Here is a 16,701-nt window from a genome sequence, read left to right as displayed (position 1 = left end):
AGTAATCAAATTATTTTATTTATTTCGATATTTAAAGTACATTGAAAGGATTAAGGGGGAATAATTAATGAAAGCTATTGTACATCAACATAAAAAAGGATTAGAAGGTTTAGAATATAAATTATCACCTGAGATAACTCCTAACATTGGAGAGGTTAAAGTGAAATTAAAAGCAGCAGGTTTAAATCATCGTGATTTATTTATAATGAATAATAGAAAAGAAATGGAACTACCATTAGTTTTAGGGTCAGATGGTGCAGGTATTGTTATAGAACTAGGAGAAGGAGTTTCAAATATTTCACTACATACCGAGGTTATTATTAACCCTAGTATTGGATGGAATAATACTCATGAAATACCAGAGTTACCTGAAGTACTAGGCGGACCAGCAGATGGAACATTTGCTGAATATGTTATTGTACCAGCAGAAAATGTAGTGGAAAAGCCATCATATCTTACGTGGGAAGAATCTGGCGTTTTATCTTTATCGGCATTAACTGCATATAGAGCGCTTTTTACAAAAGGTAGATTAAAACCTGAAGAACATGTCCTAATTCCGGGAATCGGCGGTGGTGTAGCTACTTATGCTATGTTATTTGCTAAAGCAATTGGAGCAAAGGTGAGTGTTACTTCAAGGATAGAGGACAAAAGAAAGGCTGCTGAAAAATATGGAGCAGACTTTTCTTTTAATAGTTCTGGTAATTGGGACGAGTGCCTACATGGAGAAAAAGTGGATTTAATTATAGATAGTATAGGTCCGGCGACTTTCTTAAAATATTTTGATATATTAAAACCAAATGGAAGAATCGTTAACTTTGGTGCAAGTTCAGGAGATAAAATCGAATTACCGTTACGAGCATTATTTTATAATCAAATTGATATTATGGGAACATCAATGGGAAGCCGTGAAGAATTTAATGAGATGGCTCATTTTATAGAGAAACATAATATTAAACCAATTATTGATAAAGTATATCCATTAGAAGAAGCAATCCAAGCTTTAAATCGAATGAAGCAAGGAGAACAATTCGGTAATATTGCCCTTCGTATGGAATAAGAATATGATTTCGTAACTAATATATTTAAATGAATATGTTATGTATTATATCCATGCATAGAGTGTTCACCATACTATTTAAAATGGTTTACAACCTTTATACATATTTAGCTCGTGTAAATAGTTACACCATTGTCAAATGAATAGTAGCAAAATGAGAATTTGATGAGAAAAGTTTAAACCCATTTTCATATTGATGTTGTATACTGTGTAAATCAAGAACGCTTGTATCTTTATTTAAAGTACAATGAGAAAAAATAAGGAGAGAGTAATATGAATTACACAGTATTTCAATGGATTAATAACTTTGCTGGATCATCCAAGCTATTAGATACGCTAATGATCGCTATTACAAATAGTGCTGCATATGTAGCTATTCTATTTATGCTTATCCTATGGTTCAATAATGGAAAGAAAGAGAATGCAATTAGAAAACAATATACAGTGTTATATACGACACTTTCAGTTAGTATTGCATTATTAGTAAATGTTCTTATACATGCGGTATATTACCATCCGCGTCCTTTTATAACACATCATGTCAATCAATTAGTACCGCATGCAGCAGATTCATCATTTGTAAGTGATCATTCTGTACTCGTATTTTCGATTGCTTTCGTATTTATTCTTAGAGGAGAAAAACTTAAATATATCGCGTTAATATGGGCAATATTAGTCGGTGTATCACGCATGTACGTAGGCGTTCATTATCCTCTAGATATACTTGGTGCTGCGTTCTTAACATTTATTACAAGTGGATTAGTAATGCAAAGTGCACGTATATTTGAACCGTTAGTTCGTTTTATTTTCAAAATGTATGCACTAGTAGCAAAACGAGTTCCTTTTTTAGCGAAATATAACCATATAGCTTAATAAAAAGAACCTACAAAATGATATGATCCCCTTATAGTAGACAGGAAAAAGAAAGCACATTAACCTGTTTACTATGGAGGGGATTTTTTCATGGGAAAAATTAGAGTCACTTACGATGTAGAATTTAAGAAACAAGCTATAGATTTATACTTAAAAGAAGGCATGAGCTATAAAACCATTGCGAAAGAATTAGGTATTCATCACTCGGTTGTAAGTCGTTGGGTGAAACACTTTGAAGCTGAAGGAATCAAAGGACTAGAAGAAAAACGCGGTAAAGCGAAAGGACCAGGTTTAGGTAGACCAAGGGTTAGACCCGAAGATCCTGAAGCTAAGATCAGACGATTAGAAGCGGAAAATGAAATGTTAAAAAAGCTCTTAGGGATGTAAAAGGAGGAATGAAAGTCGTATCCAAAATAAAAAAATTCGAAGTCATCCATGAAATGACAAAAACAGGTTATACAGTGACCATTCTATGCGATATTGCTGGTGTAACCAGAAGTGGATACTACAAATGGCTAAAACGGCATACGACGCCTTCTAAAAAACAATCAGAGGATATCGAAATTAAGAAAAAGATATTGGAGTGTCATAAAAAATTAAGAGGAATTTATGGATATAGAAGAATACAAGTGTGGCTGAAAGCCACATATAACCTTCATTTGAACCATAAGCACATCCAAAGATTGATGAGTGAACTAGGTATCAAAGCCGTAATTAGGAAAAAACGACCTTATTACGGAAAAAAAGAAGCTTATGTGATTTCAGAGAACCATCTAAATAGGGAGTTTCAGGCTTCAAAACCGAATGAGAAATGGGTAACCGATATTACCTATTTGATTTTCAATGGACAGCGCTTGTACTTATCCGCTATTAAGGATTTATACAATAATGAAATTGTTGCCTATGAAACCAGTCGTAGAAACGACTTAAAGCTTGTTTTAGATACGCTTAAAAAGGCAAAGAAAAAACGAAATGTGAAGGGAATCCTCTTACATAGTGATCAAGGATCCCAGTATACATCTCGTCAATATAATCAATTACTTAAAAAATATCAGATGAAGGCAAGTATGTCTCGAAGAGGCAACTGTTGGGATAATGCTTGTATGGAAAACTTCTTCAGTCACTTTAAGGCAGAGTGTTTTCATTTATACTCCTTCCGTAAAGCGAATGAGGTCAAACTTGCCGTGCGTAAATATATGCACTTTTATAATCATCAAAGATTTCAAAAGAAATTAAATAACCTGAGTCCATATAAATATAGAACTCAGGTTGCTTAGTTGCGCTTTTTAAATACTGTCTACTTGACAGGGGTCACTGCAAAAAGTAGGTTCTTTTTATTTGAAAATTCTTAAATTTCACTTACCGTATTTTATATTAAAAAACATAGAATTAATAAAAAACAAATAGCAACAGAACTGGTTTTCTTATTGTTATAGAGGAATTAGTAAAAAAACTTCGAAAAATATAGTATCTACTATATTAAAGAACATATTTAGTAGCGCATCTTCGCATTAATGCATTGTAAAGGAAAGGAGATTAGTATGCATAAACTTCAAACGAATAAAGGCGCTCGATATATGATGATTGCTTTTATTGTTTTGTTTCTTACTATGCTTTTACGTATGTTTTATATTCAAGCGGTAGGAGTCGTGCATAATGTTAATGTAAAGGATCTTGCGAAGGAACAACAAAACAAAAATGGAGTTTTAGAGGCAAATCGCGGGACAATTTATGATCAAAACGGTAAAGTATTAGTCCAAGACTCAACGACATATCGCATCGTTGTAAACCTAAAAGGAAAAGATAAATTAAAAGATAAAGAAGATACCGCACAACGTTTAGCAGATGCGCTTGAAGTTGATAAAGAGGAGATCATGAAAAATTTTCACGAAGGACGTACGCAAGTTGAAATTGGTAAAATTGGACGTAACTTATCTAGAGAAGCGAAGGAAGAGATTAATAATTTGAAAATACCAGGTGTATCTTTCACAACAGAAAAAGCCAGAGTATACCCAAATGAAGATTTCGCCTCGTATATACTTGGTTTTGCAAGACCAGACGATAAAGGTAATGCGGTGGGGAAGTTTGGGCTTGAAGAAAGTTTGGATAAATATTTGCGCTCTACAAATGGTAATGTTTCATATGTAGGTTCAAGAAAAGGAATCCCACTTACAAATGATATAGGAAAAGTAGAACCTGCTAAAAATGGAAATAACGTATATCTTACGCTTGATAAACAAATTAATAGTTTTTTAGAAGACGCGATGAATAAAGCGGCGCAACACTATGATCCTTCTATGTTAGTAGGTATTATTGCGGATCCAAAAACAGGTAAGATTTTAGCAATGTCTAGTAAGCCTAGTTATAATCCTAACAAAGGAGACATTGAATATTTTTTAAACGATCCAATTGCGAATGCATTCGAACCAGGGTCTACAATGAAAGTTTTTACATTAGCTGCTGCAATTAATGAAGGTGTATATAACGGGAAAGAATATTTCCAATCAGGAAAATATGCAGTTGGTTCAGCAGAGATTAAAGATCATAATGGCGGCTATGGATGGGGTTCAATTACATTTGATGAAGGGTTTGAACGGTCATCGAACGTTGCTTTTTCTATTTTAGAAGATCAGTTACTGAAACCAAATAAATTCAAGCAATATATGAATTTATTTGGTTTCAATCAAAAAACAGGGATAGATTTGCCTGGAGAAAGTAAAAATACATTATTGTTAAATACTCAAATTCAACAAGTTACTACATCTTTCGGCCAAGGCTCAACTGTAACTCCTATTCAAATAGTACAAGCGGCTACAGCTATAGCAAATGACGGGAAAATGATGCAACCTTATATTGTTGATAAGGTTGTAAATCCAACAAATAAACAAGTTATTATGGAAAATCAACCTAAAGAAATAGGGAATCCGATTAAAAAAGAAACCGCAGATAAGGTAAGGAACTTAATGGAGCGTGTTATAACATCATCTAAAGGAACGGGAACGATGTATAAAATTGATGGTTATCCGATTGGTGGTAAAACAGGGACAGCGCAAATTCCGAATCCTGAAAATGGACGATATATGGAAGGGAAAGATAATTATATTTTTTCATTCTTAGGAATGGCTCCAATTGATGATCCGCAATTAGTCGTATATTTAGCCATTAAGCAACCTAAATTAAAGGGGAATGAATACGGTGCTCAGCCTCTTGCTGAAATTTTTAAACCAGTTATGAAAAATAGTCTAGAATATTTAAAAGTGAAACCATATACAGAAAAGAAAATGGCAGATGCAACAAAGCAATCTGAAATAAAAGTACAAAATTATGTAAATCAAACAATGGATACTGTAAAAAATATTGCAGAAAAAGAGAAACTTCAGCCGGTATTATTAGGAGAAGGAAAGATAATAAAACAATATCCAGAGACTGGCGAAGTAATGAGTGAAGGAGATCGCATATTTCTAGTAGGAAGTAATGTGAAAATGCCTAACCTAAAAGGTTGGTCAATGCGTGATGTTATGTATTTCTCTAAGTTGTTGAAATTAGATTTAAAAACAACAGGTACAGGGTATGTAACGAGTCAAAGCATTGAAAAGGGAGAATATATACAAGAAGGTGATACTTTAAAACTAGATTTGGAACCGCCTCTAGAACCATTAGCAGAAGCGAGTACAAATTAATATCGAATTTTGTAAGAGTCTATAGTATAATAGGCTCTTTTTTTAGAGTTACAAGCAATTTCACGCACCGTATTTTTTAATAAATAAAAAATCAAGTTACAAACTTATAAAGGATGCTCACTTTTAAAAAAACTGATTATTCTTTTTAATTATTTACAATATAAAACCTATGTGATAATATGGAAAAAACCAAATGCAGTGAAGAGAAGAGTAAATAAAATGAATTTTTCACAGAGAGCTCTATTTAGCTGAAAAGGAGCAAAAATTCTTTATTGAACCAAGCCTCTGAGCAGCACATCGGAACCTTTTAAAAGTGGATGGTGTGACGGGAGCTCCCGTTATAGAGATAAGGTATAAGCATGAAAATAGTGCAGTACCTGATAAGGTTAATATGGTGACATATTAACAAACTAGGGTGGCACCGCGATGATAAATCTCGTCCCTAAGACTAAAAGTCTTGGGGGTGAGATTTTTTTATTGTTTTAAAACAATTTAGAAAGCGGGTGCCTAAAGTGAAAAAATTACTTGAAGATTGGAAATATCCTTTATTACTATTGTCCGGAGTTGGTATTGCGAATTTAGGTGCATGGATTTATTTAATCGCACTGAATGTACTTGTCTATAATATGGGTGGCTCAGCCTTAGCTGTCGCTACTTTATATGTGATAAAACCATTAGCCACTTTATTTACAAACGCTTGGTCAGGAAGTATGATAGATCGTTTAAATAAACGAAAATTAATGATTCACCTCGATATATATCGAGCAGTATTTATCGCTATTTTACCCTTGGTTCCATCCCTTTGGATTGTCTATCTCTTAGTATTTTTTATAAGCATGGCCAGTGCGATTTATGAACCAACTGCTATGACATATATGACGAAATTAATTCCAGTAGAGCAAAGACAACGTTTCAACTCACTACGTAGTTTAATAGGATCTGGTGCATTTTTAATTGGTCCAGCAGTAGCGGGGATATTATTAATAACTGGTACACCAGAGTTTGCTATATATATGAATGCTATAGCATTTTTGCTATCAGGGTTCATTACATTACTTTTACCTAATCTTGATAAAAAAGACGATTCTAATACATCCAATGATAAATTATCACTAACTGTATTAAAGAAAGATTGGAACATAGTTTTAAATTTTAGTAAAAAATCTATGTATATTGTTTGTGTTTACTTCTTATTTCAAGGGATGATGGTATTAGCTACCGCTATTGATTCACTTGAATTATCATTTGCGAAAGAAGTTTTATTGTTAACAGATAGTGAGTATGGCTTCCTAGTTAGTATCGCTGGAGCGGGTTTTATTTTAGGAGCCATAACAAATACAATTTTATCAAAAAAATTAGCACCTTCATTTCTAATTGGGATAGGATCATTATTCATTGCAATCGGATATTTGATTTATGCTTTTTCAAGTGAGTTTTTAATAGCTGCTATCGGATTCTTTGTTTTATCTTTCTCTATGGCATATGCAAATACGGGATTTTACACATTTTATCAAAATAACGTTCCGGTTCATATGATGGGACGAATCGGGAGTATATACGGGCTCGTTATAGCTGTTTTTACAATTTTTATAACGATTCTGTTCGGCGTTGCAACTCAATTCACTTCTATACAACTTGTAGTCATTGTAGGAGTATTGGTAATGCTACTTATTACTATCATATTGTGCGTGTTTACTTTATTACCATCGCGGTCTAAGGTATATTCCGCTGAATCAATAAATTCGAAATAGTTCCCTTGGTTTTTATTTGAAAATTAGGGGTTGAATAGGAGGTTTCTTTCCCCTATATATGGAAAAATAATAAGAGGAAAGAACAATACCAATAAATAAGGGTGGTTATTATGATAAAAACAAAAGATCAAATAGAGAAAATTGTAAAAGAAATACATCGGAATATAGATTTTTCTGGGGTAGTCTTAATAAAAAAAGATGATGATATTATTTATGAAAATTCATTTGGATATGCTAACCGAAGTGAATGTATAAACAATACACTACAAACAAGATTTGGAATTGCCTCAGGATGCAAATTATTTACTGCTATCAGTATCTGTCAACTTGTTGAAAGAGGTGTAATTACTTTTCATACAAAGTTAAAAGATTGTCTACATATTAAATTCCCAAACTTTAATGAAGATATTACAGTACATCAACTTTTAACGCATAGTTCGGGTATTCCAGATTATTTTGATGAAAGTATCATGGATAACTTTGAAGACCTTTGGAAAAAAACTCCTATGTATCTATTAAAAAGTTTAAAAGACTTTTTACCATTATTCCAAAACAGTAATATGATGTTTACACCAGGAAGTAAGTTTTACTATAATAATGCAGGTTTTATTATACTTGGATTAATTATAGAACAGCAGACAGGACTTGAATTTACGGAATATATAGAAAGAAACATATTTGTTCCAGTTGGTATGAATGATTCAGGCTATTTCTCTTTAGATAATTTACCAAAACATACTGCTCTCGGATATATAAAGGATGTAAATAGTCAAAAATGGAGAACAAATGCATACTCTATACCCATAAAAGGAGGTTCTGATGGCGGTGCTTACATTACTGCACCAGATATGGTGAAATTTTGGGAAGCTCTATTTAACAACGAAATATTAAGCTGCGAATATACGAAGTTACTTTTAACTCCTCATATTTTGGTGAATAATAGCCAGTCTTACGGCTATGGAATATGGATTGAGAAAAGACAAGAAAATATTTTTAAATATCATGTAATGGGATATGATCCAGGCGTGAGTTTTCGCTCGGCCGTATACCCGGAATTAGGAATTACATTAGTTATTCCATCAAATAAAGGGGCAGGACCTGAAAAACTAATGGTGGAAATAGAAGGAGCTTTTTAATTACATGGATATAAAAATTAGAGCATATAAAAAAGAAGACGAAATAGGCTAGGTACGTTGCCGTGTGTTATCTTTTTTAGATACAGCATATTATGACAATGTACTTAGAGGGAAAGAAAAATATGAAAATCCCGCAATTGAACTAGTTGCTATACATGAAGAACAAGTAGTAGGAGACGTACGAGTAAAAAGTACGTCTTTTTACTTTTATAAATAATGCTTAAGGCTGATGGGAAATCACATTCCATATTATACAAATTAAAGTAGCTATCGTATTTCAAACAGAGACGAATATAATTTTCAAAGGTAAACAAGTATATAGGAGGACTCTAAATGGATATTCTATTTGTTATTCTACTTGTTATTCTTATAATTGTATTAATTCAAGGTAAGGAATACAAAGTGAATATTAATCGTATTTGGCTCATTCCGGCTTTGCTGTGCTTTGTAACAATCCAGTCCATTATTCATATGGGACAATTAAAGATATTGCACGTACTACTATTCGTTGCAATGCTCGGAATGGGATTGGGTCTAGGAGTTATTAGGGGAAAAGCTTTAACATTTCGATTAGATAGTGAAACAGGTCATGTATTACGAAAAGGAAATTGGTTAAGTACAATTATTCTCCTTGTTATTTTAGGTGCAAAGGTTTTGATTAAGCAAAGTATGTTTCCTGGCAGTACTCACCACACATTAATGGTTGTAACAAATGCCTTTTTATGTATCACATTAGGTACCGTAATTAGTAGACGCTATTATATTTGGAAAAAATATAATGAATTAACACAAAAAGCGTAAATACATTCGTCCCTTGTTTAACAACGCTGTGAACGGTAATACTAAATAATATTGAACTTTTACAACAAGGGATGATAATATGATATTCATTTACACAGATTTCGGTGGAACGCATACAACCTCGCTAGCTGCAGCTTATCATTTGAATAAATTACCAACTGATCGGAAGTTAACGAAAGAAGAAATTTTAAATGTGGAGTACTTTAATAAATTGAAAACAGAAGATATGGGGAAAATTATTTTTCATGGACAAGATGAATATGGGAATCCCGTATATACAATTGGATGCGGGGCATCAAAAGTCGTTGTACCTGCGATGAAGCATTTAGGAGAGATTCTGCAAAAACATTATCAAAACCATGACAAAATTATTTTCTCTAATACATCACCAACAGTTCCATTGCCAATGACTTTAGGCGGTTTGTTTTCTAGAAGATTTCATATTGATTTTATTGGTGTACCGTTACTCGTATGGGGAGCAAAAATTTGCTGTGATAACATCCAGCGGCTTGTCAGTTATACGAAAGAAGCGGGGCGAATGACGAATGATTATGTTGTTATTTTAGATAACGAAACATTTAAGTAATGTTAAAAGAAAACCGGAAAATTTTGTGGTTTTCTTTTTTTTTGACAAATAGACAAAAAACATTCACATTTATTATACATCTACTATAGCAAAAATAATAAAGTCCTGTTACTATTACAGGGGATATTCTCTTTTCGTAAGATAAATATATAGAAAAGTCAGAAAAGAGGAACAGAATAAGGGAGGAACAACATGAAGCGTGTTGCTTGGTTTACTGATAGTACAACTGCGAGTTTTACAACAGATGGTGATAACTTTGTTATCCCAATTGAAGTTATTATTGATGGAGTGTCTTATAAGGATTGTGAAGAAGGAGTTCATAAACGTCTTTATGAAGCGTTAAATGATGGAAGAACAGTTACTACTTCGCAACCTAACATAGGGGAAATGGTAGAATTATTTACTAAATGCAAAGAAGAATATGAAGAAGGCTTTGCAGTTGCTATTAGCGGAAAAGTAAGTGGGACCTATCAAAATATGAAGCTAGCTGCTGATATGGCAGGTTTCCCTTTAACTGTATTAGATAGTGAAACGACAAGTTATCCAATGGATGAACTTTTGAGAAAAGCTAAAACGTTATACAATGATGGTATGACTTTACAAGATATACATAAAACATTAGTAGATGAAAAAAGAAGGCCTTTTTATGTATTTCCAAAAAGCTTAAAAGGTTTATATGCAAGTGGTCGAGTAAAGGGAGTTCAATTTTTACTTGGAAGTTTATTAAGTGTCAACTTAATCTTAGAAGTAAAAGGCGGAGAACTTTTACTTGAAAAGAAAGTGCGTAAAATCCAAAAATGTAGAGAATACATTAAAAATGAGCTTGAAAAAGAATTACCAAAAGTACTTCATATGTTCTATGCTAACGATAAAAATGGAGCTGAAGAATGGATTTCAGATATTAAACAAGCATTCCCTGAAATGGATTTCAAGCTTTATCCATTGCCGATTTCATTTGCTGTACATGCAGGTGAAGGTACAATAGCAATTAGTTATTAAGAGGAAAACCCGTGAATAATTCGCGGGTTTTTTATTTTTTTCTACAACAAATATGAAGTATCCATTGAATCTACCCCATACTAGATAATTATGTATAGATAAAAGGATTTCCTACTATTAGAAAAGAAGTATTTATAAACAAATACTAAAATGGTAGTGATATTATGAAAATCGGTAAATTTGGAGAAAAAATAATTTAAGTATAGATGCGATTAGACATTATATGGATCTCGGGCTAATTATCCCCGAAAAGAAGGGTGGCCATTATTTTTTTGATGAGTATTGTCAAAAAGATGTAGAGCTTATATTAGAGTACAAATGGCTAGGATTTAGTTTGAATGAAATTAAAGAACTTTTTCTTTATAAAAGTTTAGCAAAATCTATAAATTATGAAAAAGATACTTTTTACCAATCTTTATTTAAATTGAAATATGAAAAGGTGGAACATGAAATAAAAAATTTAAAGGAAAGAAGAGATAAATTAAAGGCAGCGTTAAATGATTTATCTATAACAACTCAGATTTCTAATTCAATTTTAGGGATAGATTTAAGGGTACTTAATTTTCTTACATGTTTTAAGTGTAGCGGGAATTTAATTCTTCAAGATGGAATTATTAATAGCAATCAAATTACGGAGGGGAAATTAACTTGTAATTGTGGCGAAGAGTATGTTATTAATTCAGGGATTTTAACAGCAGGTAAATCGTTTGAAACGTCTGACAGGGCTTCTTTTGAAGATCCTATTTCAAATTATATCCATGAAACTGATTCTTCTTATTTGGAGAATATACATAGAGTAGGAGAATGGGCGAAAAAGAAACTAAAACAACTAGATTTAAATGACAAGGTAATACTTGATATAGGATCAGGTCTTGGATTCTTTTTACGAAATATTTATGAAGAGCTGCCAGAGGATTGCTTATATATTGCTGTTGATCGAGATTTGAATAAACTTCTATTTTTAAAAGATGTAATTGAAAGAAGAAATTCCAAAAGAAACATTCTTTTTATTTGCGCTGATTTTTTAAGTATACCTATTCAGAATCATTCTGTTGATATTGTAATTGATCAGTCTGGTACAAGTAATTACAGTTTTGAGCATGAAAATTTTTTATTACATGAATTAAATTCCCTTTTAAAACCTGATTGTTATTTATTAAGTTCATTTATTTTATTTAAAAATTTCAGCATAAATAGCCAAATTACAACTAGATTTCGAGATAATTTTACGTCTTCAAAAGTGAAGAGAGAAATTCAAAAGCTACAGTTTAATTCCATAGATGAAAGAACTTCAGAATATATAGAACGAGGAGGAAAATACGAGGATTTCTTTGTTCAAGGAGAAGAAATTTATACATATTCATTTTTCGGAAAAAGATGGGGTTAACCCCATCTTTTTTAATTTTTCTTTTAAAAGTTTTTAATACTAGCATATTGATATTGGGTTGACCCGAGAACTTACACTATACGTAATACAAAGTTAAGTGGGAGGGAAAAGTTATGGAGCGTTTACGAATACATTTACAAAATGAAAAAAGCAATCAAGAACTAAGAAATATTTGTCTCTATGTAATTGGGAAAACAGTATCAATATTTGGTAGCTCTATTTATAGTTTTGCATTAGGATTATATGTTTTACAAATAACCGGATCAGCATTAAATTTCGCAATTACACTCATTTTAGGAACGATTCCAATGATTGTTATGAATCCATTTGCCGGCGTAATCGCAGATAAGGTTGATAAAAAGAAGCTGGTTATTTGTATGGATCTACTAAATGGATGCTTATTAATTGCTGTTTATATAGTAAGCAGCAATTATGGATTAAACTTATTCATCATTTATGCTACTACCTTTCTTATGTCGGTATTTACAACATTCTTCGGAATAGGATTAGAAGCCGCAAAACCAAATATCGTCTCTAAAGAGAAGCTAATGAGTATTAACTCTATAAGTAAAATTATCGATTCTGTATCTTTGATTCTCGGTCCTATGTTAGGTGGCATCATTTTTGCTGTATTAGATATAAAAACTTTTATAATTATAAATGGTATTTCATTTATTCTTTCGGGCATATCCATATTGTTTATTCACTTTAAATTGTTCGAGTACAACATAAAAGATGGATGTTCAAAAAGAGAAATTAATTTTATTAAAGATATAAAAGAGGGGTTTTCTTACTTAATTGAAAGGGAAAGCTTAAAAAATACGTTTCGTATTTTAACTGTACTTAATTTCTTCCTAGGTTTTGCTGTAATCGTCCCATTACCATACATAATAAACACAGTTCTCAATCTTAGTTCGAAGCAATTTGGCATGATTCATGGGACTTTTCCAGTAGGAATGATAGTTGGTGCAATATTAGTAAAAAAGATAACTGATCGTTTTTCTTATTCCTATCTTTTAAAAAAATCAAGTTTTATGTTGGCAATTTTTATGATAATTTCAGGGATTCCAATTTCATTCAAAAGTATTGAAGTAGATAATTTTGTATACGTTACTACGTATTGCATTATTATGTTCTTTTTAGGGCTAATGATAGCACTAATTGATATTCCTTTAACTTATTTCATGCAAAAAGAGATTCCCGATGAATATAGGGGAAGAGTGCTCAGTATTGGATTAAGTATAGGTAAAATGATGCAGCCAATAGCACTAGCATTATCAGGTCTATTATTAAATTATATTCCAGCCTACATGCTTCCAATTGCAGGAGGCATAGTATTTCTTATTTTAAATAAAGCTTACTCAAATAAGTTGAATTTAGAAATTCATTCAAAAGATTATAGTGTTTTGCGTAGCTAAGTGATATTGTTAAATGTTTAAAAAGCACAGGAACATCATCCTGTGCTTTTCTATCGTAATTCAGCTGTCTTTCTAATGACAATCTTATCAATATCATCTTCTTCTTCACCAATAAATAACCCGCGCTCTTTTAAATATGTTTCAAAGTATAAATCTGCTTCTGCACGTTCATCATATGGCTTTACAGATAGAACGAAACCTAATTTATTTTGCTCCTCTAAATGAGAAGTGGAGATGTAAGCCGGTACATTGTGGCGTAAAAAGAGCTCTTTAACAGGAATGATCATATCTTTCATTAACTTCGTTAACATACCCATTTCAAACTCAAAATTAAAGCGATCTATACTAGATAAATCCGCGAATACTACACCAATAAAACCTGTATTAAATACTTCTTGATATTCTACTTCTTCGTTACCGTAAAAATTCTTTTCAATTAAATAATTTATAAAATAAGAAACACCATCACTTTGTTCAAAAGGTTTTGTTGAAAGAACGAAGCCGATTTTCTTTTGTTTATGTAAATACACACATGACATGTATGCAGCGGTATTATGTTCTTTAAATAATGCACTCGTTGCTCCAGATAGACCATCTAGTACGTGATGCACAATTTGAAGTTTTTTACGAGCGAAATAATAGGATTTCTTTTGTAACTCCAATGTATCAATAAAGACAGAGCCGATAAAGCCTGTATTTGAAATAATAGGTGTTTGCTTTTTTCTTCCTCTGCGCTTTGCTTGAGTCATTGTTGAAATCATCCCTTCATGTACAAATAAATTAAAAAGAACGTTTGTTCGTATATTTATATTTTACTATTAAAACGCACTAAAGTAAAGGGTTTTTGACGAAAAAACAATAAAAAAGACACCTATAAAAGGTGCCTTAAACGTTGCAGGGAAGAGGTTTCATCCCATTATTTATATTAAGATACAGATACAATCTCTTCTGTATCTTCTACATCTAAATGACAGTCCATAGTACGAACATCTTGATCTTCATGACTTCCGAAATAAATAGTAATTTTCATATGTATCGCTCCTTTATTCTAGGAATACCTAAAATAATTACTAGTAATGTTAATATTTATTATATACCACTTTTTTCATTCCGACAACGTTATATCATTTTTAATTCTTTTAGGGCGCAAAGAGTGATTTATAGAGATATTTTTATAGAAATAGGTACATTTCTTATATGATATATTTAATACTGAAGGATTCGAATACGAATTTTTATGAAAGGAGCAAAATGAATGAATTATAAACAGTTACTAATAGACAATTTTACATATAAAACCTCATATATTGCGCGGCAGGTAAATGGAATGGATGTAAAAGAAACGAAGGATTACATTACTATCGACTGCGGATTACCTGCAGATACATTTAATATTATCACACTACTAAATAGTAATGTAACGGAAGGAATCGAGAAATTATATAAGGAGGTAGAATACTATAATCAAAAGAAATTTCCAATGAGTGTTTGGTTTTGGGATGATAAGCAAGAACAGATTATAAAAAGCGAATTAATCAAACTTGGTTTAAAAGAAGCTGAAAAGAATATCGCGATGGTAGCAGAATTAAAAACAATTCATCCAAGAATAAACATGCCAGTAGGTTTTACGATACAAAAAGCATCTTCTTCAGGACAAATCAAAAAGTTTGGAGAAACGTTAGCTAATCTATTTGGTACATCAGAGGAAGGTAAAAATGTACAAGCATACTATAATCAAATTTCTTCTTTAAATTTATGGAATAGCGATAACATGAAACTATACTTAGGTCTTTATAAAGGTGAGGTAGTATCTGTTGGCTCTTTAGTATGTACGAAAGATAGTGTCGGTATTTATGATATAGCGACTAAAGAAGAAATGAGAGGACAAGGATTCGGCTCTACTATGTTTAATTTCTTGCTGCAAGAAGCTGAACAACTAAAAAATACGTATTGCGTATTACAAGCTTCACCTGATGGAATAAATATTTATAAAAAATCCGGCTTTCAAGTTGTAGGACAAATGACTGTTTTTGAAAATCGGCATTTATTTGAGTAAATCATCCAAGTCAAATTGTTTTAAATATAGGAGTTAACATACCGTTATGAAAAAAACAGCTATAATTACAATCATTTGTTTCTTCATAGTAATAAGCATCTTTGTTTTTCAACAAGTAAATGAACATAATTATATAAAAGCTACTAATCAATCAAATCATCTAAAAAACATTGCGCATAGAGGTGCTTCTGCATATGCACCAGAACATACAATAGTTGCTTATACATTAGGACAACAATTAAAAGGTGACTATATAGAAATAGATCTCCAAATGACAAAAGATGGACATTTAATAGCTATGCATGATGAAACATTAAACCGTACAACAAACGGTGCGGGCTTAGTAAAAGAGCATACATTAGAAGAAATAAAGAAACTAAATGCAGGATCTTTTTTCAATAAAAAGCATTCTAATTTAGCAAAGAAAGAATTTGAAGATGCTACAGTTCCAACAATAGAAGAAATTATTGAAACGTTTGGACATAATGCTAACTATTATATCGAAACAAAATCGCCAGATAAATATCCTGGAATGGAAGAAAAACTATTAGAAATTATTAATCATTACCAAATAAATGATAAAGTTATTATTCAATCATTTAGTGAAGAAAGTCTGCGAAAGATTCATAATTTAAATGCCAATATACCGCTAGTACAATTATTATCACATAAAAAAGCAGTTCAATTAACAGAATCAGAAATAGAAAAGTATAAAACATACTGCATAGGTCTTGGTATGAATTACAAATATATTGATGCAACCTACGTAAAAAAAATAAAGAATTATGGATTAGAAGTTCATCCATTTACAGTAGATAATGAAAAAGATATGAAAAAGTTACTAGTATGGGGTGTAGACGGCATGTTTACTAATTATCCGGATCGTTTACATTCAATATTGGATTTGAAAAATCATAAATAAAAAGAATTACCCGATAGGAAATGATGTACGGCTGT

Annotated in this window: 14 protein-coding genes, 2 pseudogenes and 1 other annotated feature; of the genes and pseudogenes, 15 read left to right on the top strand and 1 reads right to left on the bottom strand. The window is 31.8% G+C overall.

Going from position 1 to position 16,701, the window contains the following annotated elements; genetic code table 11:
• Window positions 1-67: 67 nt before the first annotated feature.
• From JFT95_RS11150 to JFT95_RS11090, 13 genes and pseudogenes are all read left to right on the top strand, one after another.
• Complete coding sequence (locus JFT95_RS11150; RefSeq protein WP_002127633.1) at window positions 68-1,057, top strand: zinc-binding dehydrogenase; 990 nt, start codon at window positions 68-70, stop codon at window positions 1,055-1,057.
• Between the two features lie 273 nt (window positions 1,058-1,330).
• Window positions 1,331-1,930, top strand: a complete 600-nt coding sequence (locus JFT95_RS11145; RefSeq protein WP_002127632.1) for an undecaprenyl-diphosphatase — start codon at window positions 1,331-1,333, stop codon at window positions 1,928-1,930.
• A 90-nt stretch (window positions 1,931-2,020) separates the two neighbouring features.
• A complete protein-coding gene (locus JFT95_RS11140; RefSeq protein ID WP_002135468.1) occupies window positions 2,021-2,317 on the top strand; it encodes a transposase in 297 nt (98 codons plus the stop codon).
• A gap of 8 nt (window positions 2,318-2,325) precedes the next feature.
• Window positions 2,326-3,207 (top strand): IS3 family transposase, encoded by an 882-nt coding sequence (locus JFT95_RS11135; RefSeq protein ID WP_002140633.1) that lies wholly within the window; start codon window positions 2,326-2,328, stop codon window positions 3,205-3,207.
• 264 nt (window positions 3,208-3,471) lie between these two features.
• Window positions 3,472-5,610, top strand: coding sequence for a penicillin-binding protein (locus tag JFT95_RS11130; protein ID WP_016120296.1), 2,139 nt, complete (start codon window positions 3,472-3,474; stop codon window positions 5,608-5,610).
• A gap of 189 nt (window positions 5,611-5,799) precedes the next feature.
• Window positions 5,800-6,057, top strand: a binding site (T-box leader).
• Window positions 6,058-6,122: 65 nt separating this feature from the next.
• Window positions 6,123-7,361, top strand: a complete 1,239-nt coding sequence (locus JFT95_RS11125; protein ID WP_033734007.1) for an MFS transporter — start codon at window positions 6,123-6,125, stop codon at window positions 7,359-7,361.
• A gap of 110 nt (window positions 7,362-7,471) precedes the next feature.
• Window positions 7,472-8,497, top strand: coding sequence for a serine hydrolase domain-containing protein (locus tag JFT95_RS11120; protein WP_033734008.1), 1,026 nt, complete (start codon window positions 7,472-7,474; stop codon window positions 8,495-8,497).
• Between the two features lie 64 nt (window positions 8,498-8,561).
• Window positions 8,562-8,687 (top strand): annotated as a pseudogene (locus tag JFT95_RS11115) (GNAT family acetyltransferase); the annotation flags it as partial.
• Between the two features lie 143 nt (window positions 8,688-8,830).
• Entirely contained in the window at window positions 8,831-9,298 is a 468-nt protein-coding gene (locus JFT95_RS11110) for a DUF1453 family protein (RefSeq protein WP_003189557.1), read from the top strand.
• 79 nt (window positions 9,299-9,377) lie between these two features.
• The gene (locus JFT95_RS11105) at window positions 9,378-9,884 is read left to right on the top strand and encodes a DUF3189 family protein (protein WP_002085266.1); all 507 of its coding nucleotides are present in this window, start codon (window positions 9,378-9,380) and stop codon (window positions 9,882-9,884) included.
• Window positions 9,885-10,076: 192 nt separating this feature from the next.
• Entirely contained in the window at window positions 10,077-10,883 is an 807-nt protein-coding gene (locus tag JFT95_RS11100) for a DegV family protein (protein ID WP_002013192.1), read from the top strand.
• A gap of 164 nt (window positions 10,884-11,047) precedes the next feature.
• A pseudogene (locus JFT95_RS11095) lies at window positions 11,048-12,270 on the top strand (methyltransferase domain-containing protein).
• Between the two features lie 113 nt (window positions 12,271-12,383).
• Entirely contained in the window at window positions 12,384-13,688 is a 1,305-nt protein-coding gene (locus tag JFT95_RS11090) for an MFS transporter (protein ID WP_087962667.1), read from the top strand.
• Window positions 13,689-13,738: 50 nt separating this feature from the next.
• On the opposite strand, the gene JFT95_RS11085 is transcribed toward JFT95_RS11090, so the two are convergent.
• Window positions 13,739-14,437 carry a hypothetical protein gene (locus JFT95_RS11085; RefSeq protein WP_016127071.1) on the bottom strand — a complete coding sequence of 233 codons (699 nt, stop codon included), beginning with the start codon at window positions 14,435-14,437 and terminating at the stop codon, window positions 13,739-13,741.
• Window positions 14,438-14,943: 506 nt separating this feature from the next.
• On the opposite strand from JFT95_RS11085, the gene JFT95_RS11080 reads away from it, so the two are divergent.
• Both JFT95_RS11080 and JFT95_RS11075 read left to right on the top strand, forming a co-directional pair.
• The gene (locus JFT95_RS11080; protein ID WP_201052226.1) at window positions 14,944-15,744 is read left to right on the top strand and encodes a GNAT family N-acetyltransferase; all 801 of its coding nucleotides are present in this window, start codon (window positions 14,944-14,946) and stop codon (window positions 15,742-15,744) included.
• Between the two features lie 46 nt (window positions 15,745-15,790).
• The gene (locus tag JFT95_RS11075) at window positions 15,791-16,666 is read left to right on the top strand and encodes a glycerophosphodiester phosphodiesterase (RefSeq protein WP_078179277.1); all 876 of its coding nucleotides are present in this window, start codon (window positions 15,791-15,793) and stop codon (window positions 16,664-16,666) included.
• Window positions 16,667-16,701 lie beyond the last annotated feature (35 nt).

This window comes from Bacillus sp. TH17, assembly GCF_016651125.1.
Lineage (GTDB): Bacteria > Bacillota > Bacilli > Bacillales > Bacillaceae_G > Bacillus_A > Bacillus_A mycoides.
Note: the sequence above shows the minus strand (reverse complement) of the source record. Positions and strands in the feature narration are given on the sequence as shown.

Coding starts and splice junctions, on each gene's coding strand:
- JFT95_RS11150 (WP_002127633.1), top strand. CDS start 68: ATGAAAGCTATTGTACATCAACATAAAAAAGGATTAGAAGGTTTAGAA.
- JFT95_RS11145 (WP_002127632.1), top strand. CDS start 1,331: ATGAATTACACAGTATTTCAATGGATTAATAACTTTGCTGGATCATCC.
- JFT95_RS11140 (WP_002135468.1), top strand. CDS start 2,021: ATGGGAAAAATTAGAGTCACTTACGATGTAGAATTTAAGAAACAAGCT.
- JFT95_RS11135 (WP_002140633.1), top strand. CDS start 2,326: ATGAAAGTCGTATCCAAAATAAAAAAATTCGAAGTCATCCATGAAATG.
- JFT95_RS11130 (WP_016120296.1), top strand. CDS start 3,472: ATGCATAAACTTCAAACGAATAAAGGCGCTCGATATATGATGATTGCT.
- JFT95_RS11120 (WP_033734008.1), top strand. CDS start 7,472: ATGATAAAAACAAAAGATCAAATAGAGAAAATTGTAAAAGAAATACAT.
- JFT95_RS11110 (WP_003189557.1), top strand. CDS start 8,831: ATGGATATTCTATTTGTTATTCTACTTGTTATTCTTATAATTGTATTA.
- JFT95_RS11105 (WP_002085266.1), top strand. CDS start 9,378: ATGATATTCATTTACACAGATTTCGGTGGAACGCATACAACCTCGCTA.
- JFT95_RS11100 (WP_002013192.1), top strand. CDS start 10,077: ATGAAGCGTGTTGCTTGGTTTACTGATAGTACAACTGCGAGTTTTACA.
- JFT95_RS11090 (WP_087962667.1), top strand. CDS start 12,384: ATGGAGCGTTTACGAATACATTTACAAAATGAAAAAAGCAATCAAGAA.
- JFT95_RS11085 (WP_016127071.1), bottom strand. CDS start 14,437: ATGACTCAAGCAAAGCGCAGAGGAAGAAAAAAGCAAACACCTATTATT.
- JFT95_RS11080 (WP_201052226.1), top strand. CDS start 14,944: ATGAATTATAAACAGTTACTAATAGACAATTTTACATATAAAACCTCA.
- JFT95_RS11075 (WP_078179277.1), top strand. CDS start 15,791: ATGAAAAAAACAGCTATAATTACAATCATTTGTTTCTTCATAGTAATA.